The following is a 22,163-nucleotide window of genomic DNA, read 5'->3' as shown; positions in this document are numbered from 1 at the left end:
AAGAAAGGGAAATCATTTCTTGTTTTCTTTTAGAGGTTCGAGGTAACGATCTATTTCTGTTGCCACTCGTCGTCCGTCGGCCAAGGCACGTACCACGAGGCTGGCGCCGTGGGCGGCATCGCCTGCCACGAATACGTTCTCTGCAAACTTCGGTTGCTCGGGCTTGAGGAAACCCATGGCAAGAAGCACCATATCGGCTTCGATGACCTCTTTCTTACCCGTAGATTTCATGGTAGGGCGGTTACCGTCTGTTGCCGGAAGCCACTCCACTTCTTCCACTTCCACACCGCATACCTTGCCATTCTTCCCGATGAACCGGGTAGAGGCGAGGGACCATCGACGGGTACAGCCTTCTTCGTGGCTGCTGGTGGTTTTCAGTACGACGGGCCATTGCGGCCAGGGAGTATCCGGGTTGTGTCCTATGGGCGGTTGGGGCATAATTTCAATCTGGGTTACGCTGACGGCTCCCTGGCGAATGCTGGTGCCTATACAGTCGGACCCGGTATCGCCGCCGCCGATGACGAGTACCCGTTTGCCGCGGGCGTTGACGAGCTGGTCTTTCGGGAAGGTATCTCCATCCAGAATATGGTTCTGCTGTGCCAGCATGTCGAGGGCAAAGTAGATGCCTTTCAGCTCCCTGCCCGGAATGGAGAGGTCGCGGGCGGTGGGCGTACCGGTACAAATGGCGTAGGCATCGAATCCGACGGGCAGTTTCTGCACATCGACATGGACTCCCATCTTGAACAAGATTCCTTCGGCCTTGAGGATTTTCATGCGGCGGTCGATGACGGCTTTGTCCAGTTTGAAGTTGGGGATGCCGTAACGCAACAGTCCTCCCGGCATCGGTTTGCTGTCGAATAGGGTAACTTCGTAACCTTTGGCGTTCAGCCGTACGGCAACGCTCAATCCGGCAGGGCCGGCGCCGATGACGGCTACTCTCTTTCCGTTGCGTTCGGGCTGGAGGGGGGTGATGTAGCCCTCGCGAAAAGCAGCCTCGGCAATGGCGGCTTCGTTCTCGCGGATAGTGACCGGTTCGTTGCACGAGAGTTTCAGTACGCACGACTTCTCGCAAAGGGCAGGGCAGATGCGTCCCGTAAATTCCGGAAAATCATTCGTACTGTTCAGTATTTGATAGGCTTCGCGCCATTTGCCCCGGTAGAGCGCGTCTTGGAATTCCGGGTCTTTATTGCCCAGCGGACATGCCCAGTGGCAGAAGGGTACGCCGCAGTCCATACAGCGCGAGGCCTGGAGCTTGCGGTCGTGGCTGTTCAGTGTCTGTTCCACTTGGCTGAAGTCTGTGATACGTTCGTGTATCGGACGGTAACCCGCCTCTTGGCGGGGGATATTGAGGAATGCTTTTGGATCTCCCATGATGAACAAATTAAAAAGTTAAAGAATTAAAGAATGAAAGGGGAATTTCCTCAGTCTTTCATTCTTTCATTATTAATTCGCGATTCAATAATCGCGTTGCATTTCTGCAATCTTCTGTTGCAATTTCTGCATCTGCTCCTCTTGCAGCACTTTTTTGTATTCGATAGGGACTACCTGGATGAACTGGTCGGCATAGCGTGGCCAGTCATCGAGCATGGTGCGTGCCAGTTTGGAACCGGTGTACAGGTAGTGCTGGCGGATGAGCTCGTGCAGTTCCTTGCGGTAGGAGGCCTCTTCGATGAGGCTCAGTTCTACCATTTCCATGTTGCAGAAATAGTCGAAGTTGCCGTCCCGGTTCCATACGTAGGCCACACCGCCGGACATGCCTGCGGCAAAGTTGCGTCCCGTCTGTCCGAGTACTACCACGCGCCCGCCGGTCATATACTCGCAGCAGTGGTCGCCTACACCCTCCACTACGGCTGTGGCACCGGAGTTGCGGACGGCAAAGCGCTCGCCTGCACGGCCGTTGATGTAAACTTCACCGCTTGTGGCGCCGTAAAGCAGGGTGTTGCCTGCAATCGTGTTTTTCTCTGCCTCGAAGTTGCTCCGTACCGGAGGCAGGACGGCGATACGTCCGCCACTCAGACCTTTGCCCAGATAATCGTTGGCCTCGCCTTCCAGCTTGAAGTTGACACCCGGGACAAGGAATGCCCCGAAACTCTGCCCGGCGGAGCCTTTGAACTTCACGTTCAGCGTATGTTCGGGCAGCCCTTTTTCTCCGTACTTTGCGGCAATGACACCGGAGAGCATGGCGCCGCAGGCACGGTCGGTATTGGCGATGGTGTATTCCAGCGAGACTTCCTTTCGGCTCTCTACGGCTTGGGCGGCGGCATGCAGTATCTCCACATCTTTCACATGGTCGATGCCGTGCTGCTGGTCGGTGACGTGGCGGATAGCGGCTTCATTATCCACGCGTGCCAGTAGTTTGTCAAAGCTTATCAACTGATGTTTCCTGATTCCATCATCCGGCTTGCGGACGATAAGGTCTGTGCGTCCAATGATGTCGTCCAGGCGTTCCACACCGATTTCCGCCAGGTATTCGCGTACTTCCTGCGCCAGGAACGTGAAGAAGTTCACCAGATACTCGCTGCGTCCGCGGAAGCGCTTGCGCAGTTCTTTGTTCTGTGTCGCCACCCCTACGGGGCAGGTGTTCTGGTGGCATTTGCGCATCATTACGCAACCCAGTACAATCAGGGCGCTGGTGGCGAAACCGAATTCCTCGGCTCCGAGCATTGCCATCAGTATGATGTCGCGGCCTGTTTTGAGTTGTCCGTCCACTTGCAACATCACTTGCCCGCGCAGGCCGTTCAGCACCAGTGTCTGCTGCGTTTCGCTCAAACCGAGTTCGGGCGAGATACCTGCATAGCGGATGGATGATGCAGGAGAAGCTCCCGTACCGCCTTCTGCACCCGAGATGACTATCAAATCGGCCTTTGCCTTTGCCACACCGGCGGCAATGGTGCCCACACCGCTTTCTGCCACCAGCTTCACGCTGATTTTTGCCCGTGGGTTCACGTTCTTCAGGTCGAAGATGAGCTGTGCCAGGTCTTCGATGGAGTAAATGTCGTGGTGGGGCGGGGGGGAAATCAGAGAGATGCCCGGAATGGAGTGGCGTGTCTTGGCAATCACTTCATCTACTTTGAAGCCCGGCAGCTGCCCACCTTCGCCTGGCTTGGCGCCTTGGGCAATCTTTATCTGTATTTCGTCCGCATTCACCAGATATTCTGCGGTGACACCGAAACGTCCTGAGGCCACCTGCTTGATGGCGCTGCGCAGACTGGTGCCGTCTTCGCGCGGCATGAAGCGTGCCCGGTCTTCGCCTCCTTCGCCCGTATTGCTCCGGCCATGCAGCTTGTTCATGGCAATAGCCATGGCTTCGTGGGCCTCGCGGCTGATGGAACCGTAGGACATGGCGCCGGTGACAAAGCGCTGTACGATGTTCTCTACCGGTTCCACCCGGTCTATGCTGATAGGAGCGCGGTGGAAGTCGAGGAAATCGCGCAGGAAGATGGGAGATTCCTTGCTGTCTACCATGGCAGTGAACTCCTTGAATTTCTTATAGCTTCCCAGGCGTGTGGCAAGTTGCAGTGTGCTGATGGTTTCCGGGTTCCAGGCGTGCTTCTCACCATCCTTGCGGAAGGCATACAGTCCGCGGTTCGGCAATAGCTCCGCTTCCCCCTTCTTTTTAAGAACCTCCATCCCTTCCTTGTGGAAGGCGATGGCGTCGCGTGCCACTTCATCCAGGCGTATGCCTCCGATGCGTGAACTCAGTCCGCCAAAGTAGGCATTGCTCAACTCCTCGCTCAGTCCTACGGCCTCGAAAATTTTCGCGCCCCGGTAAGAACGGATGGTGCTGATGCCCATCTTGCTCATAATCTTGAACAAGCCTTTGCAGACGGACTTGATATATTTCTTTTCGGCAGTGGCGTAGTCGAGCTGTATTTCCTTTTCGTTCACCAGTTTGTCGATGACGGCAAAAGCCATATACGGATTCAGTGCGCTGGCTCCGAAGCCCAGCAGCAGTGCGGCGTGCATCACTTCGCGGATTTCGCCGCTTTCTACAATCAGTGCCGTCTGCACCCGTTTGCCCACGGAGATAAGATGGTGGTGTACCGCCGACACGGCAAGCAGTGACGGAATGGCGGCATGGGCGGCGTCTACGTCGCGGTCGGAAAGCACGATGTAGTTCACTCCTTCGTTGACGGATTCTTCCGCCTGCTTGCAGAGGGTTGCCAATGCTTCCTGCAATCCCTGGCACCCTTTTGCCACTTCGAAGAGCAGGGGCAGTTTCACGGTCTTGAAGCCTTTGTACCGGATGTTGCAGAGAATATCCAGTTGGGCGTTGTTCAGGATGGGATGGTTCAACCTCACCATCTTGCAATGGTTTTCGCTGGGTGTCAGTATGTTCATGCCTACGGCTCCGATGTATTCGGTCAGCGACATTACCAGTTCTTCGCGTATCGGGTCGATAGGAGGGTTGGTGACTTGGGCAAACTGCTGGCGGAAATAGTTGTACAGTAGTTGCGGCTTGTCCGAGAGTACTGCCAGCGGGGTGTCATTGCCCATGGAGTTGATGGGTTCGGCACCGGTGGTACACATCGGGACAATCAGCCGTTCCACGTCTTCTTTGGAGTAGCCGAAGATGCGCAGCATGCTGTCGTAGTTCTCCACGCTATGGGAGACTTTGCGACCGCTTTTCAGTTCGTCCAGCTCGATGCGGTTGCCGGCCAGCCAAGTGCGGTATGGTTTGGCTTCGGCAAGTTGTTTCTTCAGTTCGCCGTCATAATATATTTCGCCTTTCTCGGTGTCTATAAGCAGTATCTTGCCCGGTTGCAGGCGTCCTTTTTCCTTGATGTCTCCCGGCTCGAAATCCATCACGCCGACTTCGCTGGCCACTACCATCATGCCGCCCTGCGTAATCAGGTAGCGTGCAGGGCGCAGTCCGTTCCTGTCGAGCATGCCGCCTGCATAGCGCCCGTCGCTGAAAAGCAGTGCCGCCGGTCCGTCCCACGGCTCCATCAGGATGGAGTGGTATTCATAGAAAGCTTTCAAATCTTCGCTGATGGGATTCTTTTCGTTGAAGGATTCCGGTACGAGCATGGCCATGGCGTGCGGCAGGCTCAGGCCCGACATGATGAGAAACTCGAGCACATTGTCCAGTGAGGCACTGTCGCTCATGCCCGGTTGCACGATGGGGCGTATCTCCCGGATGTCTCCCAGGGTGGGAGAGGAGAGTACACTCTCACGGGCTTCCATCCAGCCGCGGTTGCCGCGGATGGTATTGATTTCGCCGTTGTGTGCCAGCAGGCGGAAAGGCTGTGCCAGTCCCCAGGTGGGGAAAGTGTTGGTGCTGAAACGGGAGTGCACCAATGCCAGCCCGCTGGTGAAGTAGCTGTTGGTGAGGTCGGGGAAGTAGTTGCGCAACTGCAAGGAAGAGAGCATGCCCTTGTAGACGATGTTCTTCGTAGAGAGCGAGACGATGTAGAAATCCTCGCGGGTGGGGATGTCCGACTTGCGTATTCTGTTCTCTATCCTTTTCCTTATTATATAGAGTTTGCGGTCGGCGGTTTCGCTTTCCGTAAATCCGGTGATGAAAATTTGCTTGATGTCCGGTTCGTTGGCAAGAGCCGCTTCTCCCAATATTTCGGGGCAAGTGGGCACGTTGCGCAGATGCATCAGGGTCAATCCCTCCTTTTCAATCTCTTCGATAATGACGCTCAAGATGACAGCCTGGTCTTTTCCGTCTTTGGGAAGGAAAAGCAGGCCGGTGCCGTATTTTCCTTTCTCGGGAACGGGAATGCCTTGCAGCAGAATGAATTCGTGCGGTATCTGCAGCATGATGCCGGCGCCGTCTCCGGTTTTGTTGTCCGCCCCTTCCGCTCCACGGTGGCGCATGTTTTCCAGTACCTTCAATGCCGATTCTACCAGTTCATGTGATTTCCCTCCCTGGATATTGACCAGCATGCCTACTCCGCAGGCATCGTGCTCGTGGGATGCCTTATACAAGCCCAACTGTTTGGGCTGTCGCTGGTAATCCTCTACTTTTGTCTTGTTGTTAAAAAGTTCTTGTTTCATGATTATAAGCTTTCTTTATTGCTATATAATATTATTTGTGGTGTCAAAATGTTTGGTAAATATATAATATTAATTGCAAAATGATAGTGTATATCCCTGCCTTCTTTCTTGCAAAATTCCTACGATAGGAGATGATGTTATGAATTGATAGAAAATACCCTCTGTTTTCTTTTAATCCTAAATCAAAATCAGACGGTTTGGTTTTGATTTGTAAATTAGGCCTTTTGCTTTTAAAATAATATTTTCTTTAACTTTTTGATGTAAAAACAACTTTTTTCTATTCTTTTGATAAATAAATAGTGGAAAGATTAACTTTATGTTCTTAAGAATATGTATATTTGCAGCGCAAAATCAAATACTGATACATTATGTGTGGAATAGTAGGCTATATAGGTCAAAGGAAAGCCTACCCCATTCTTATCAAAGGTCTGAAGCGGTTGGAGTACCGTGGATATGATAGTGCAGGGGTAGCATTAATCAGTGATAACCGACAGTTGAACGTGTACAAAGCGAAAGGTAAGGTTTCGGAACTTGAAACTTTCGTTGCTCAAAAAGATATTTCCGGTAGCATTGGTATTGCACATACACGTTGGGCCACTCATGGAGAACCTTGTTCCGTCAATGCCCATCCCCATTATTCCTCTTCCGAACGCCTCGCCCTCATCCATAACGGCATCATTGAAAACTACGCCATCCTTAAAGAAAAACTTCAAGCCAAAGGTTATGTATTTAAAAGCAGCACTGATACCGAGGTGCTGGTACAGCTCATTGAATACATTCAGGTGACAAACCATATTGACCTGCTGACGGCGGTGCAACTTGCCTTGCAGGAAGTGATTGGGGCGTATGCCATTGCGGTGCTCGACAAGGACAATCCGGATGGGATAATCGCTGCACGCAAGAGCAGTCCGCTGGTGGTGGGCATCGGTGAAGGAGAGTTTTTCCTGGCTTCGGATGCCACGCCGATTGTGGAATATACGGATAAGGTGGTGTATCTGGAAGACGAAGAGATTGCCCTCATCCGTCGGGGAGAGAAGCTGAAGGTTGTTAACCTGAAGAATGTGGAATGTCCGCACGAGGTAAAGACGGTAGCGCTCAATCTCGGCCAGCTGGAGAAGGGCGGTTATCCGCACTTCATGCTGAAGGAAATCTTCGAACAGCCCGGCTGCATTCACGACTGCATGCGCGGACGTATCAATGTGGAGGGTACGAACGTGGTTCTTTCTGCTGTGATTGATTATAAGGAACGTCTGCTGGCGGCCAAACGCCTCGTCATCGTGGCATGCGGTACGTCATGGCACGCCGCCCTCATCGGCAAGCATTTGATTGAAAGCTTCTGCCGTATTCCGGTAGAAGTGGAGTATGCCAGTGAGTTCCGTTACCGCGACCCGGTGATTGACAGCAACGATGTAGTGATTGCCATCTCGCAAAGCGGAGAAACGGCCGATACGCTGGCTGCCGTGGAGCTTGCCAAAAGCCGTGGGGCATTTATATACGGCATCTGCAATGCCATCGGTTCCAGCATTCCCCGTGCCACGCATACGGGTTCCTATATCCACGTGGGACCGGAAATTGGTGTAGCATCTACCAAAGCCTTCACCGGGCAGGTAACGGTGCTTACCATGCTGGCTCTGACACTTGCCAAAGAGAAAAAGACGATGGACGAAGGGTTGTACCTGGCAGTTGTCAAGGAATTGGGACATATCCCCGACAAGATGAAGGAGGTCTTGAAACTGAACGACCGCATAGCGGAACTTTCCAAGATATTCACCTATGCACACAACTTTATCTATCTGGGACGCGGATACAGTTATCCCGTGGCCTTGGAAGGTGCTTTGAAGTTGAAGGAGATTTCGTATATCCATGCCGAGGGCTATCCTGCCGCCGAAATGAAGCATGGTCCCATTGCCTTGGTAGATGCCGAGATGCCGGTGGTGGTCATTGCCACCCAGAATGGGCTTTATGAAAAGGTGCTGAGCAATATTCAGGAAATAAAGGCGCGTAAAGGAAGGGTTATCGCCATTGTGACAAAGGGAGATACGGTCATCAGTAAAATAGCCGACACTTGCATCGAGCTTCCCGAAACAATGGAGTGCCTTGATCCGTTAATAACTACGGTACCTCTGCAATTACTTGCCTATCACATTGCCGTGTGCAAAGGAATGGATGTGGACCAGCCGAGGAATCTTGCGAAGTCGGTGACTGTAGAATGAGGACATGTACAATTTACTATTTACTATTTAATGGTAAATACTTTATCAAATCGTAAATTGTCAATCGTCCAATAGCAAAAGCATATCTATCAAATCGTCAATAGTAAATCGTCAAATAGTAAATAAATAGATAGATGGAACAACTGAAGCATGAATGTGGCGTTGCCATGATACGCCTGCTGAAACCATTGGAGTACTATGAAGAGAAGTATGGTACATGGATGTACGGGCTCAACAAACTCTATCTCCTGATGGAGAAACAACACAATCGCGGGCAGGAGGGTGCCGGGCTGGCCTGCGTGAAACTGGAAGCCAATCCCGGCGAGGAATATATGTTCCGTGAGCGTGCGCTCGGTCCGGGTGCCATTACCGAAATTTTCGGTACGGTGCAGAGCAACTTCAAGGACGTGGCAAAGGAACAGCTGCACGATGCGGGATATGCCAAGCGTGTACTGCCTTTTGCCGGGGAGGTTTATATGGGGCACCTGCGTTACTCCACTACCGGCAAGTCCGGCATCTCGTACGTGCACCCGTTCCTCCGGAGAAACAACTGGCGTGCCAAGAATCTTGCCCTCTGCGGCAATTTCAACATGACGAATGTGGATGAAATCTTCGCACGCATTACCGCCATCGGCCAGCATCCGCGCAAATATGCCGATACCTACATCATGCTGGAGCAGTTGGGGCATCGCCTCGACCGCGAAGTGGAGCGCCTCTTCAACCTTGCCGAAGCGGAAGGGCTGGCAGGCATGGACATCACCCATTATATAGAAGACCACATCGACCTTGCCAACGTGCTGCGCACCTCGAGCAAGGAGTGGGACGGGGGATACGTGATGTGCGGTCTCACCGGCAGCGGAGAGACTTTTGCCGTACGCGACCCGTGGGGCATCCGTACAGCCTTCTGGTATCAGGACGACGAAATAGCGGTGCTTGCCAGTGAACGTCCCGTGATACAGACAGCCCTTAATGTCCCTGCCGGCTCCATCAGGGAGCTGCAACCCGGACAAGCCATGTTTATCAACAAGGCCGGCAAGGTGCGCACCGTGCAAATCAACAAGCCGCGCGAGGTGAAGCCTTGTTCCTTCGAGCGCATCTATTTTAGCCGGGGCAGTGATGTGGACATTTACCGGGAACGTAAACTGCTGGGTGAGAAACTCGTGCCCAACATATTGAAAGCCATCGACAACGATGTGGACCATACCGTCTTTTCCTTCATCCCCAATACGGCGGAAGTTGCTTTTTACGGAATGCTGCAAGGATTGGACGACTACCTCAACGAGGAGAAGGTACAGCAGATTGCCGCCCTGGGGCATAGTCCCAGCCACGACGAGCTGGAGCATATCTTGTCGCGGCGCATACGGAGCGAGAAAGTGGCCATCAAGGACATCAAGCTGCGTACCTTCATTGCCGAAGGAAACAGCCGGAATGACCTCGCCGCCCATGTGTACGACATCACTTACGGAAGCCTTGTCCCGGGAGTGGATAATCTGGTCATCATCGACGACTCGATAGTGCGCGGAACCACCCTGAAGCAGAGTATCATCGGCATCCTCGACCGTCTGGGGCCGAAGAAGATAGTCATTGTAAGCTCTTCACCGCAGGTGCGCTATCCCGACTACTATGGCATCGATATGGCTAAGATGAGCGAATTCATCGCCTTCAAGGCTGCTGTGGAACTGCTGAAGGAGCGTGAGATGCGCGATGTGATTGCCGCCGCCTACCGCAAGTCCAAAGAGCAGGTAGGCCTGCCCAAAGAGCAGATGGTGAATTACGTGAAGGAGATATACGCTCCCTTTACCGACGAGGAAATCTCTGCCAAGATGGTGGAACTGCTCACTCCCAAAGGGACGAAAGCCAAAGTGCAGATTGTCTACCAGCCTCTCGAGGGGCTGCATGAGGCCTGCCCCAAGCATCCGGGTGACTGGTACTTCAGCGGCGATTATCCTACGCCGGGCGGTGTGAAGATGCTGAACAAGGCATTTATTGATTATATAGAACAAGTTTATCAATTTTAATTGAATCAATGAGAAATGTAACTCTAATCCTCGACGACGGGAGCCGCTTCCACGGCAAGTCGTTCGGCTTTGAAAAACCGGTAGCGGGAGAGGTGGTCTTCAATACAGCCATGACGGGTTATCCCGAAAGCCTGACCGACCCTTCGTATGCCGGACAGCTGATGACGCTCACCTATCCGTTGGTGGGCAATTACGGTGTGCCGCCTTTTACTCTCGAACCGAATGGGCTTGCCACTTTTATGGAGAGCGAGCATATCCATGCCGAAGCCATTATTGTAAGCGATTATAGCGAAAATTATAGCCATTGGAATGCCATAGAAAGCCTTGGCGACTGGCTGAAACGCGAACAGATTCCGGGCATCACGGGCATCGATACCCGCGAACTGACAAAGGTGCTTCGCGAGCATGGGGTGATGATGGGACGTATCGCCTTTGATGATGAATCGGATGAAATGCCTGAGGCTTCTTATGCCGATGTGAATTATGTGGATAAAGTCAGCTGCAAGGAGATTATCCGTTACAACGAAGGAACTGGTAAGAAGAAAGTGCTTCTTGTGGATTGCGGCGTCAAGCATAACATCATCCGCTGCCTGCTGAAACGTGACGTGGAAGTGATTCGCGTTCCTTGGGACTATGATTATACTGGAATGGAGTTCGACGGGTTGTTCATCTCCAACGGTCCCGGTGACCCTGATACCTGCGATGCTGCCGTGCAGCATATCCGCAAGGCAATGCAGAACGAGAAACTGCCCATCTTCGGCATATGTATGGGAAACCAGTTGCTTTCCAAAGCTGGGGGCGCCAAGATATACAAATTGAAATACGGCCACCGCAGCCATAACCAACCGGTGCGCATGGTGGGTACGGAACGTTGCTTCATCACCTCACAGAATCATGGGTATGCTGTAGACAACAACACGCTGACAGAAGACTGGGAACCGCTTTTCATCAATATGAACGATGGTTCTAATGAAGGGATCCGCCACAAACGCAACCCCTGGTTCTCCGCACAGTTTCATCCCGAAGCTGCCAGCGGGCCGACAGATACGGAGTTTCTTTTTGATGACTTTGTGAAGTTGCTTTAGTAAGAGAATTTTATCAAGAATGGCAGCGTTCGTAATCTCTTGATAATCAGTATGCAAAAAAGACGGTATAATGAGTCCCATACTGAATACCATTCAGTCCCAGAGTGAATGCCTTTCAGTCCTATACTGAATGCCATTCAATTAGTGACTGATTGTGTAAGGTAAGAGAAAGATAAGGTTTTATTACTACTATTACATTTTTAATAAACAGATATGCAAATGAAAGAAAACAATATAAAGAAAGTCCTGCTGCTTGGCTCCGGTGCACTGAAAATCGGTGAGGCAGGAGAGTTTGACTACTCCGGTTCGCAGGCGCTCAAGGCATTGAAGGAGGAAGGTATCTACACGGTTCTCATCAATCCGAACATTGCCACGGTACAGACCTCGGAAGGCGTTGCCGACCAGATTTACTTCCTGCCCGTCACTCCTTACTTCGTGGAGAAGGTGATAGAGAAGGAGCGCCCGGATGGCATCATGCTTGCTTTTGGCGGACAGACGGCACTGAACTGCGGTGTTTCCCTCTACAAGGACAAGATTTTCGAGAAGTACGGCGTGACGGTTCTCGGCACTCCCGTACAGGCTATCATTGACACGGAGGACCGTGAAATCTTTGTGCAGAAACTGAATGAGATTGATGTAAAGACCATCAAGAGCGAAGCTGTGGAGAATGCGGCAGATGCCCGTCGCGCAGCCCGGGAACTGGGATATCCGGTCATTGTCCGTGCCGCATACGCGCTTGGCGGACTGGGTTCGGGCTTCTGCGACAATGAAGAAGAGCTGAATGTGCTGGTAGAGAAAGCCTTCTCCTTCTCCCCGCAGGTGCTGGTGGAGAAATCGTTGAAGGGCTGGAAGGAAGTGGAATACGAGGTGGTGCGCGACCGTTTTGACAACTGCATCACGGTCTGTAACATGGAAAACTTCGACCCCCTGGGCATCCATACGGGCGAGTCCATCGTTATTGCCCCGTCACAGACGTTGAGCAATACGGACTATCATAAATTGCGTGAACTCGCTATCCGCATTATCCGTCACATCGGCATTGTGGGAGAGTGTAACGTGCAGTATGCCTACGACCCGATGAGCGAGGACTACCGGGTAATCGAGGTGAATGCACGCTTGAGTCGTTCCTCTGCATTGGCCTCTAAAGCAACGGGTTATCCGTTGGCATTTGTGGCGGCAAAACTCGGCTTGGGCTATGGTTTGTTCGACTTGAACAACTCCGTAACAAAGACCACAAGCGCTTTCTTCGAACCTGCTCTGGACTATGTGGTCTGCAAGATACCGCGTTGGGATTTGGGCAAGTTCCATGGAGTGGACAAGGAACTGGGTTCGAGCATGAAGTCGGTAGGCGAGGTAATGGCTATCGGGCGTACTTTCGAAGAAGCTATTCAGAAAGGCTTACGTATGATAGGCCAGGGCATGCACGGCTTTGTGGAGAACAAGGAACTGGTGATTGCCGATTTGGACAAGGCTCTGCGCGAACCGACGGACAAGCGTATCTTTGTCATCTCCAAAGCCTTCCGTGCCGGATATACGGTGGACCAGGTGCACGAATTGACCAAGATAGACCGTTGGTTCCTGGAAAAGCTGATGAATATCATGGATACCAGCAGGGAACTGCACTCTTTTATGGCTGATGGAGAGTTGCCAATGATTCCCGTAGACTTATTGCGTAAAGCCAAGGTACAAGGCTTCTCTGATTTCCAGATAGCCCGTGCCCTCGGCTTGGAACAAGCAATGGACGGCGAAGAAGCCATCCTTGCCGTCCGCAATTTCCGCAAGAGTGCAGGCATTCTGCCCGTAGTGAAGCAGATAGATACCCTTGCCGCCGAATATCCCGCACAGACCAACTATCTCTACCTGACGTATAGCGGTACGGCAAATGATGTCCGTTACCTCGGCGACCGCAAGTCCATCGTCGTATTGGGCTCCGGCGCCTACCGCATCGGTTCTTCCGTAGAGTTCGACTGGTGCGGCGTGCAGGCCCTGAACACCATCCGTCAAGAAGGCTACCGCAGTGTCATGATAAACTACAATCCCGAAACCGTGTCTACGGACTATGACATGTGCGACCGTCTTTACTTCGACGAACTTACCTTCGAGCGCGTGATGGATATTCTCGAACTGGAGAATCCCCACGGGGTGATTGTCTCTACCGGTGGTCAGATACCGAATAACCTTGCCCTGCGCCTTGATGCGCAGAAGGTACCTATTCTCGGCACAAGCGCCAAGAGTATCGACAATGCCGAAGACCGTGACAAGTTCTCCGCCATGCTCGACCGCATTGGTGTAGACCAGCCCGAATGGCGGGCGCTGACCTCCCTGGAGGACATCAACGCTTTTGTAGATAAGGTGGGTTTCCCGGTATTGGTCCGTCCTTCCTATGTATTGTCCGGTGCTGCGATGAACGTCTGCTCCAACCGGGAGGAACTGGAACGCTTCCTGAAGCTGGCAGCGAATGTCAGCAAGAAACATCCCGTGGTGGTGAGCCAGTTCATCGAGCATGCCAAGGAGGTGGAGATGGATGCGGTGGCACAAAACGGTGAGATTGTCGCATATGCCATCAGTGAGCATATCGAGTTTGCCGGGGTGCATTCCGGAGACGCCACTATCCAGTTCCCGCCACAAAAGTTGTATGTGGAGACGGTGCGCCGCATCAAGCGCATCAGCCGCGAGATTGCCCGTGAGCTGAACATCTCCGGTCCGTTCAATATCCAGTATCTGGCACGCGAGAACGACATCAAGGTGATTGAGTGCAACCTCCGCGCCAGCCGTTCGTTTCCGTTTGTCAGCAAGGTGCTGAAGATAAACCTTATTGAACTTGCCACGAAGGTGATGCTCGGCATTCCGGTGCAGAAGCCGGACAAGAATCTGTTCGATTTGGATTATGTAGGCATCAAGGCGAGTCAGTTCTCCTTCAACCGTCTGCAGAAGGCCGACCCGGTACTGGGGGTGGATATGGCAAGTACGGGCGAGGTGGGTTGCATCGGCAGCGATACTTCCTGCGCCATTCTCAAGGCGATGCTCTCCGTGGGCTACCGCATTCCGGAGAAGAATATCCTGCTTTCTACCGGTACTCCGAAGCAGAAAGTGGACATGCTTTCTGCCGCGCGTATGCTTCAGGAGAAAGGGTATAAAATATTTGCCACAGGTGGTTCCAGCAACTTCCTTACGGAGAACGGTGTGGAGAATACGCGCGTCTACTGGCCCAGCGAACCCGAACGCCAGCCGCAGGCACTCGACATGCTGCACCGCAAGGAGATAGACATGGTTGTCAATATTCCGAAGAACCTCACCGCAGGCGAGTTGGATAACGGCTACAAGATACGCCGTGCCGCCATCGACCTCAATATTCCGTTGATAACGAATGCCCGTCTGGCAAGTGCGTTCATCAATGCATTCTGCACGATGACGCCGGATGATTTGGCCATCAAGTCGTGGGCGGAATATAAATGATAAATATTTTTCGGACAGAAAAACAGAAGGACAAGGGAGAGAAGAAAAAATGTGCCGTCTTTTTTTCCCTTGTCTCCTTGTCAGTCTTGTGTATTAATATGGAAAAACAACGCATACAGTACCGGTATGAACAGCAACGTTATCAGTGTGCCGAATGTCAGCCCGCCCATAATGGAAGCTGCCAGCGAGCCGAACATGGCATCGGGCAGTAACGGTATCATGCCCAGAATTGTAGTCAGCGCCGCCATAGATACCGGGCGCAAACGACTCTGTGAACTGTCTATCAAGGCTTTCATCGGTTCCACTCCCTGATTAATCTGCAAGGTTATTTCATCCATCAGTACGATGCCGTTCTTGATGAGCATCCCTATCAATCCCAGTGTCCCTACGATTGCCACGAAATTGAATGTCTTTCCCGTAAGCAGCATCACTGCTACCACGCCTACCACAACCATCGGAATGCAGCAGAAGATGATAAGCGGTTTACGGTAATCCTTGAACAGCATGATCAGAATGGCAATCATCAGGATGATGGCCAGTGGGAAGTTCTTGAACAGATACTTCATGGACTGGTCACTGGCGCTTTTCTCACCCTGCCACTGCAGTGTGTATCCCTCGGGAAGCTCTATCCTTTCAATCTGCCGTGCGATGGCCTGCCTTGCCTTTTCCGTCTCTATGCCCGGTGTGGGAGAGCATTGCACGCGTTGGCTCCGTTGTCCGTTGTAGCGCGGCACTACCGGGTCTTCCCAGCGTATGTCGATACTTTTGCTGATTTGTTTCAGTGGAGTGCTGCCCATCAGACTTTCCACCAGCTCTTCTTTGGAGAGGGTACCGGCTTTCAGCTTTACCATTGTTTCTTCGTTCAGCAGTCCGTTCAGCGATGGCAGCGAGGAGAACACTTGCGTATTGGAGAGGTCCTCTATCGGTTGTCCTTCCTCGTCCAGGCATTTCAGGTAGATATTGTCCCGATGGATGCCTTCGTAGAAGAATCCGATGGGGATACCTCCATTGGCCGAGAGCAGTGACAAGCTTACGTCATTGCGGCTCAACCCCAAAGTACGGGCGGCGGCTTGGTCGTACTCGATGGAGAGTACCGGAACCTGCGGTTCCCAATCGGTGGTGATGAGGCATATCTCCGGCGTGTTCTCCATGATACTGCGGGCGCTGTCTGCCAACCGGTGCAGTACGGCAGGGTCCGGTCCCATGAACTGGACTTCGATAGGATATTTTTTGAACATTAGGTTGTAGCGCTTCATCTTGACGTAGGCATTGGGATAATGATGCGTCAGGTAGCTTTGTATCTCGTCCATGTTGTCTACCAGCTCTTCGGGAGAAGTGAAATCTATAATCAGTTCGCCGTATGCCAAAGACGGGTTGGCGATGCTCCTTACCAGATTGTAGCGTCCCGGTGTACCGCCTATGGAAGTGGTGACGTGCGTCACTTCCTTGCGTGTTTTCAGGTATGCTTCTATCTCCCGGAGGTCTTGAACCACTTGTGTGGAGTTATTGCCTTCGGGCAGTTTATATTCCATATATAGTTGGTCGTAAACCATGTCGGGGAAGAATCCCTGGCGCATGTACTGGTAGCCGAAGGCAGACAGTCCGAGCAGGACGAGCATTGTCAACACAAAGCTCCAGCGGTGTGCCAGTCCCATCCGCAGGGCGGCGCGCAAGACAGCATAAGTGCGTCCTTTGTATTCTCTCGCTCCTGTGGCGTTGGTTTCGACGGCAGGATGCAGATACCGATTGGCCATCAGTGGTACATGAACCAACGCCAGTACCCAGCTTAACAGCAAAGACACTGCCAGGACGATGAAAAGGTCACGTGTGTAGACCCCTGCCGTGTCGGGCGACATGAAGATGGGCAGAAAAGCTATGATGGCTATCAGCGTAGCTCCCAGCAGCGGCATGGCTGTCTGTCTCCCTATGGCTGTCATGGCTTCCATCCGTTTTTTTCCGGCTTTCAGGTCTACCAGTATGCCGTCAATGATGACGATGGCATTGTCTACCAACATACCCATTGCGAGGACAAATGCGGCCAGTGATACACGCTGCATTGTTCCGCCTGCCGTATATAGAAACATAAATGAACCGAAGACGGTGACCACCAGACTGATTCCGATAATGACCCCACTTTTGAATCCCATAGCCACCATCAGAATGAGCACTACGATGATGACAGACTCTATCAGGTTGATGATGAATGTCCCCAATGAAGCACCGACGCGTTCCGGCTGGTAGAAAACCTTATGGCAGTCTACGCCTGCAGGCAGACGGGTTTCTTTGAGCTGTGCTAACCTCTTTTCTACTTCAGCGCCTACTTTCACAATGTCTGTTCCGCTGGAGGCGGCAATCAGGATACCTTGTGCCCGTTCGCTGTCGAAGAACATTTCGTTGCGGGTAGGCTCTTCGTATCCTTTTTCTATCTGTGCGATGTCGCGCATGCGGAGCTGGTCGTCGTCATGTCCTTGTATAAGCATGTTGCCGATGTCCTCCACAGTCTTGAATTTGTCGCTTACAGTTACACGGATGCGGTGGTCACCATTGTCGTAATAGCCGCTGTAAGTGGTCTTGTTCTGCCCGTTCAGGGTGGCAAGCACCTCAGCTGGTTTCACACCCAAATTTGCCATGCGGTCTTGCAGCAGGGAGATGTTGATGCACTCGGAGCGTTTTCCGTAGAGTTCCACCCGGTCAATTCCTTCCATGTCGCTGATTTCCCGCTTCACGAGTTCCGCATAGTCGGACAATTGCCGATCGGACAAGCCGTCGCCGGTCAGTGCGTAGAACATACCATATACATTCCCGAAATCATCTTTGACGATAGGTGTACCGGCCCCGTCGGGCAGTGAGGCACGGGCATCGTTCACTTTGCGGCGTAGCATGTCCCAGCATTGTTCCACCTCATCGTCTCGGGTGGTTGTTGTCAACTCTATCTGTATCAGTGAAAGGTCGTTGTAGGAGTAACTTTCCACATTGTCTATGTGGCCCATGCTGCGGATGCTCTTTTCCAGTACATCCGTCACTTCCAGTTCCACTTGATGAGCCGAGGCTCCCGGATAGGGTGTCACTACCATGGCGAGTTTCACCTTTATTTCCGGATCTTCCAGTTTGCTCATCTCATAGCTGGAATAAGCTCCTCCCAGCAGCAGGACAGCTACTAGGAAGTATATCAGATTACGGTTCTGAAATGCCCATTTACTTATATCCATAGTTTTTTAGGGATTAGTGGTTACAATAGTCCTCCAATATTTGTTCCGCTGGTTCTGGCGAGCGGTTTTACGGTTTCTCCGTCTTTGATGTGGTGGACTCCGGAAGACACGACCAGTTCGCCCGGTTTCAGATGGTTGGAGCTGATGAGGCTGCGACCATTGCTTGTCAGGCGAAGGAGGGTCACTTCGCGGGCGGTAATCCGGTTGTCGGACGGGTTGTAGACAAATACCTGCGCTTTTCCGTCTATTTGCAGTACGGCGCCGCTCGGAACGGACAGTTGGCATGAATTCTCTTCGTCGTACTGGATGGTAACCATCGTATTCATTCCCGGAGAGGGTACGGGCTGCTGCTTGTCGGCAAGCAGTTGCAGGCGTACGGTATAGAGCTGGTTGGCATTGGCTTTGGGAGTGATGCTTATCAGTTTCAGCCGGTAGGTCTTGCCTGGATAGACATCGAATGAACAGTAATAGCTGTGGAACTGTCCGCGCCGGATGTATTCCGCTGCCGGAAGATTGATTTCCACTTCGGGCATACTGCTGCTGATTATGGAGAGAACAGGCATACCGGCGCCTATCGTTTCGTGCGCCTCAAAAAGACGTTTCTGTACAAAGCCGTTGAAGGGGGCGTAGAGCTTGGTGTAGTTGAGCTGGTCCTTGTGGTGCCGGTATTTGGCTGCAATCTGCTTTAATCCATATACCGCCTTGTCGTTGGCGCTGGAAGTAGTGACGGAGTCTTTGTAAAGTGACATCACCCGTTTGGCATCCGCCTTTATCTGTTTATATTCGGCTTCTGTGGCATCCAACTGCACCTGATAGTCTGTCGGGTCGAGTTCGGCGAGCAGTTGTCCCTGACTTACGCGTGCACCGTTCTCCACATATATTTTCTGGATGGTTCCGCTGACTCTGAAAGCAAGGCTGATATCCTGTGCTGCTTTCACTTTGCCTGGATATTGCAGATAGGTCTGTTCGTCTGCTGAAATAACTGTATCTATTTTCACTGTCTGGCAGTCTCTTGCCATCTTGACCTTTCCCTTGCAGGAAGCCAGTGAGAGTAGGGAAATGCCTACTATAAGCCAATAGAACTGTTTCATTGTATATTATTTAATCATATGTTTTTATATATTTACAAATATACCCCGATACTGTCAAATGGAAAAGGTCGGAATGTATTATAATATGTTCTATCTTGTACATCCGGATATAAATATCTATTTTTGTCGGAAGCATCGGAAGTGCAAATATACAAAAAAGCAAGTTTATGGAAACAATTCGGATTCAGCATTATCGGTCTCCTTATGGCGAGTTGATGCTCGGCTCTTTAGGAGACAAACTTTGTCTGTGCGACTGGGTAAGCGAAAAGCGCAAGGAGAAAATCGGCAGGCGGATGCGGAATACGCTGCATGCCGTTTATGAGGAGGGCACTTCGGAAGTTATTTCAACGGCAATCATTCAGTTGGATGAATATTTTGCCCGTAAGCGGACGGCGTTCGACATGCCGTTACTGTTGGCAGGGACGGATTTCCAGAAAACGGTATGGCAGGAGTTGCTGAATATTCCTTACGGGAAAACGGTGTCCTACGGCGAGCTGTCCCGAAAGTTGGGCAACCCGAAGGCCGTACGGGCTGTAGCGGCTGCCAATGGGGCGAATGCCCTCTCCATATTCATTCCCTGCCATCGTGTGGTGGGCAGCAACCGTCAACTGATAGGCTATGCCGGTGGACTGGCAGCAAAACAAGGGCTGCTGGCATTGGAAGCAGACTCCTGCGATGGATTGCCGAATTCTCGTGTAGTACAATTGTTCTAAGGTCAGGTTTGTTTCTGGTATTCCGCCGGTGTCATCCCCGTCATACGTTTGAAGAACTTCGAGAAGAACGACGGATTGGGAAAGTTCAGTTCGTCTGATATTTGAAACACCAGCAGATCACTGTGTTTCAGCAATACTTTGGCTTCGAGGATAACTGCTTGATTAATCCATTGCATCACGGTTTGCCCGCTTGTTTCACGTATCACCGAACTCAGATAGTGCGGTGTCAGGCATAGCTTGTCGGCATAGAAGTTGACGTTGCGTTCGTGCTTGCTGTGTTGGTTTACCAAAGCGATGAAGCGGCGGAATAGCTCTTCCTGGCGTGAAAGGCGTGCCGGAGTTGACTTGCATGTGTGCTCGTGGATATACTTAAGGTTATAGAGAAGTGAGACAATCAAGTGCTGTACAGCTCCGCGGCGGTAGGGCAAACAATGTAGTATATTCCACAATAAAGAGAAGAAGCTGCTGATGTGTGCCCATTCCTCGTTGTTGCATGAAAGGCGGATTCCGTTTCGTGTATAAGCTTCCGAAAGAATGGAATTCTGTAGTACGGGCAGAAAATTGGCAGTGGGCATGATGACTTGGAATTCGTAGTCGGGACTGACTTCCGATATTTCTATCAGCGAATTGTCAGGGATGATAATAATATCGTGGGCTGTAGCTTCATATTCGATAAGATTGATGGAGATTCGGCCCTTACCTTGCATGATGCGTACAATCCTTCCTTCTTTGGCACGATAAGGTTGCTGGGTGCGGAATAGCCTGAATCCCATTGCTTGAAAACTGATGACCATTCCCAAATCGTCGTTTATAAATCTGTATTCGGAATGTTCTATAAAATCCGGATTGTTGCGGATGTCCTCGAATGCGACGCTTATCGGTTTGTTCTTTTCCATATCTTTCCCTTTATGAATAATGTATATTTCCACCGCAAAGATAATAAAGTGTTCCTATTATTTGTCTTTTTCTACGAAATGTCGTACTATTAGAACATCTTTGCGCACAAATGGATTGTAAGGTTATAGGGTTATGCCTTTATCTTTGCATGTGTATAGAACAAAACCATGTAGAATAAACAAGAAACAGAATGGATATGAAACGAACCGTTTTCTTTTTTACCCTTTCTCTTGCCGCCATGCTGGCACATGCCCAGCTCACGTTGGAAGAGTGCCAGCGCCGGGCGCAAGACAATTATCCGTTGGTCAGGCAATACGGACTGATAGAAAAGGCACGCGGGTACGACCTCTCCAATGCCGGAAAAGGTTACTTGCCCCAGTTTTCCCTATCCGGCAAGGCCACGTACCAGAGTGACATCACCCGGCTACCGGTCGAAATCCCTAATCTCGACATCAAGACTGCTTCGAAAGACCAGTACCAGGTGATGCTCGAAGTGCAGCAGACCCTCTGGGATGGTGGGGATATACGTTCCAGAAAACGATTGACGCGTGCCGCCTCGGAAGTGGAACTGGAAAAACAGCATGTAGACATGTATGCCTTGACTGACCGGGTGAACCAGCTCTTTTTCGGCATCCTGCTGTTGGACGAACAGCTGAAACAGAACAGCCTCTTGCAAGAAGATTTAGGAAGAACCCACAAGCAGGTAGCCGACTATATAGCCAATGGCATCGCCACCCTGAGCGACCTGGATGCAGTCAGCGTAGAGCAACTGAACACCAGGCAGCACCGTGTGGAATTGGAGACCACCCGCCGTGCATACCTCAGCATGCTTGCTGCCTTTACGGGCAAGGATCTCTCTTCCGAAACGGTTTTATTGAAACCGGCTGCCGAAGAAAACATAGACCGGCAGATGAACAACCGCCCCGAACTTCGTTGGTACGATGCGCAGGGAGAGCAACTCCACCAGCAGGAGGCAGCCTTGAACACCCGGTTGATGCCGCGTTTCGGCCTTTTTGTACAAGGGGCATACGGCAATCCGGGATTGAATATGCTGAAAGATGAATTCAACGCCTATTACATGGCGGGGGTGCGCATGTTCTGGAATTTCGGCAGTCTGTATACGTTGAAGAACGACCGCCGCAGGATAGACAATACCCGCCAACAGATAGAGACCGGCCGGGATGTGTTCCTTTTCAACATTCGCCTGCAGGCTACGCAGCAGGATGCGGGCATTGTATCCATGCGCCGCCAGATGGCGGATGATGACGAGATTATCCGTCTGCGTGGGAATATCCGCCGTGCAGCCGAGGCCAAGGTACAGAACGGGACAATGACCGTGACCGATATGCTGCGGGAGATTACCAATGAAAGTATGGCACGACAGACCAAGGCATTGCATGAGGTGCAGTTGCTGATGAACATCTGGCAGCTGAAATATACGCTGAATAATTAATGACTATAATCCGTAATTTATA

General features: G+C 51.6%; 11 protein-coding genes. 6 read left to right on the top strand and 5 right to left on the bottom strand.

Features of this window, described 5'->3' with window-relative positions:
- Window positions 1–12 precede the first annotated feature (12 nt).
- Both JXR92_RS13815 and gltB read right to left on the bottom strand, forming a co-directional pair.
- Entirely contained in the window at window positions 13–1,371 is a 1,359-nt protein-coding gene (locus tag JXR92_RS13815; protein WP_057097913.1) for a glutamate synthase subunit beta, read from the bottom strand.
- A gap of 84 nt (window positions 1,372–1,455) precedes the next feature.
- On the bottom strand, window positions 1,456–6,009 hold the full coding sequence (gene gltB, locus JXR92_RS13810; protein WP_394373477.1) for a glutamate synthase large subunit: 4,554 nt from the start codon (window positions 6,007–6,009) through the stop codon (window positions 1,456–1,458).
- Between the two features lie 365 nt (window positions 6,010–6,374).
- Here gltB and glmS point away from each other — a divergent pair, with 365 nt between their 5' ends.
- The 4 genes from glmS (at window position 6,375) to carB (ending at window position 14,778) form a co-directional block, all read left to right on the top strand.
- Complete coding sequence (gene glmS / locus JXR92_RS13805) at window positions 6,375–8,219, top strand: glutamine--fructose-6-phosphate transaminase (isomerizing) (protein ID WP_138345958.1); 1,845 nt, start codon at window positions 6,375–6,377, stop codon at window positions 8,217–8,219.
- 134 nt (window positions 8,220–8,353) lie between these two features.
- Window positions 8,354–10,237: an amidophosphoribosyltransferase gene (locus tag JXR92_RS13800; RefSeq protein ID WP_138345956.1), complete on the top strand. Its 1,884-nt coding sequence runs from the start codon at window positions 8,354–8,356 to the stop codon at window positions 10,235–10,237.
- An 8-nt stretch (window positions 10,238–10,245) separates the two neighbouring features.
- A complete protein-coding gene (gene carA / locus JXR92_RS13795; RefSeq protein ID WP_138345954.1) occupies window positions 10,246–11,322 on the top strand; it encodes a glutamine-hydrolyzing carbamoyl-phosphate synthase small subunit in 1,077 nt (358 codons plus the stop codon).
- A gap of 219 nt (window positions 11,323–11,541) precedes the next feature.
- The gene (gene carB / locus JXR92_RS13790) at window positions 11,542–14,778 is read left to right on the top strand and encodes a carbamoyl-phosphate synthase (glutamine-hydrolyzing) large subunit (protein WP_138345952.1); all 3,237 of its coding nucleotides are present in this window, start codon (window positions 11,542–11,544) and stop codon (window positions 14,776–14,778) included.
- A gap of 80 nt (window positions 14,779–14,858) precedes the next feature.
- Here carB and JXR92_RS13785 read toward each other — a convergent pair whose 3' ends face one another.
- Both JXR92_RS13785 and JXR92_RS13780 read right to left on the bottom strand, forming a co-directional pair.
- Window positions 14,859–17,987 (bottom strand): efflux RND transporter permease subunit, encoded by a 3,129-nt coding sequence (locus JXR92_RS13785; protein ID WP_138345950.1) that lies wholly within the window; start codon window positions 17,985–17,987, stop codon window positions 14,859–14,861.
- A 20-nt stretch (window positions 17,988–18,007) separates the two neighbouring features.
- Complete coding sequence (locus JXR92_RS13780; RefSeq protein WP_138345948.1) at window positions 18,008–19,078, bottom strand: efflux RND transporter periplasmic adaptor subunit; 1,071 nt, start codon at window positions 19,076–19,078, stop codon at window positions 18,008–18,010.
- A 167-nt stretch (window positions 19,079–19,245) separates the two neighbouring features.
- On the opposite strand from JXR92_RS13780, the gene JXR92_RS13775 reads away from it, so the two are divergent.
- Window positions 19,246–19,791 carry a methylated-DNA--[protein]-cysteine S-methyltransferase gene (locus tag JXR92_RS13775; protein ID WP_117600898.1) on the top strand — a complete coding sequence of 182 codons (546 nt, stop codon included), beginning with the start codon at window positions 19,246–19,248 and terminating at the stop codon, window positions 19,789–19,791.
- Between the two features lie 2 nt (window positions 19,792–19,793).
- Here the strand turns inward: JXR92_RS13775 and JXR92_RS13770 are convergent, their stop codons facing one another.
- On the bottom strand, window positions 19,794–20,687 hold the full coding sequence (locus JXR92_RS13770; RefSeq protein ID WP_138345946.1) for a helix-turn-helix domain-containing protein: 894 nt from the start codon (window positions 20,685–20,687) through the stop codon (window positions 19,794–19,796).
- 191 nt (window positions 20,688–20,878) lie between these two features.
- On the opposite strand from JXR92_RS13770, the gene JXR92_RS13765 reads away from it, so the two are divergent.
- Window positions 20,879–22,141, top strand: a complete 1,263-nt coding sequence (locus JXR92_RS13765) for a TolC family protein (protein ID WP_138345944.1) — start codon at window positions 20,879–20,881, stop codon at window positions 22,139–22,141.
- The last annotated feature ends 22 nt before the right edge of the window (window positions 22,142–22,163 follow it).

The organism is Bacteroides parvus (genome assembly GCF_017309675.2).
In the GTDB taxonomy this organism is placed as follows: Bacteria; Bacteroidota; Bacteroidia; order Bacteroidales; family Bacteroidaceae; genus Bacteroides; species Bacteroides uniformis.
Note: the sequence above shows the minus strand (reverse complement) of the source record. Positions and strands in the feature narration are given on the sequence as shown.

Excerpts from the sequence above, each read along its gene's own strand:
- JXR92_RS13815 (WP_057097913.1), bottom strand. The coding sequence starts at position 1,371 with ATGGGAGATCCAAAAGCATTCCTCAATATCCCCCGCCAAGAGGCGGGT.
- glmS (WP_138345958.1), top strand. The coding sequence starts at position 6,375 with ATGTGTGGAATAGTAGGCTATATAGGTCAAAGGAAAGCCTACCCCATT.
- JXR92_RS13800 (WP_138345956.1), top strand. The coding sequence starts at position 8,354 with ATGGAACAACTGAAGCATGAATGTGGCGTTGCCATGATACGCCTGCTG.
- carA (WP_138345954.1), top strand. The coding sequence starts at position 10,246 with ATGAGAAATGTAACTCTAATCCTCGACGACGGGAGCCGCTTCCACGGC.
- carB (WP_138345952.1), top strand. The coding sequence starts at position 11,542 with ATGAAAGAAAACAATATAAAGAAAGTCCTGCTGCTTGGCTCCGGTGCA.
- JXR92_RS13785 (WP_138345950.1), bottom strand. The coding sequence starts at position 17,987 with ATGGATATAAGTAAATGGGCATTTCAGAACCGTAATCTGATATACTTC.
- JXR92_RS13780 (WP_138345948.1), bottom strand. The coding sequence starts at position 19,078 with ATGAAACAGTTCTATTGGCTTATAGTAGGCATTTCCCTACTCTCACTG.
- JXR92_RS13775 (WP_117600898.1), top strand. The coding sequence starts at position 19,246 with ATGGAAACAATTCGGATTCAGCATTATCGGTCTCCTTATGGCGAGTTG.
- JXR92_RS13770 (WP_138345946.1), bottom strand. The coding sequence starts at position 20,687 with ATGGAAAAGAACAAACCGATAAGCGTCGCATTCGAGGACATCCGCAAC.
- JXR92_RS13765 (WP_138345944.1), top strand. The coding sequence starts at position 20,879 with ATGGATATGAAACGAACCGTTTTCTTTTTTACCCTTTCTCTTGCCGCC.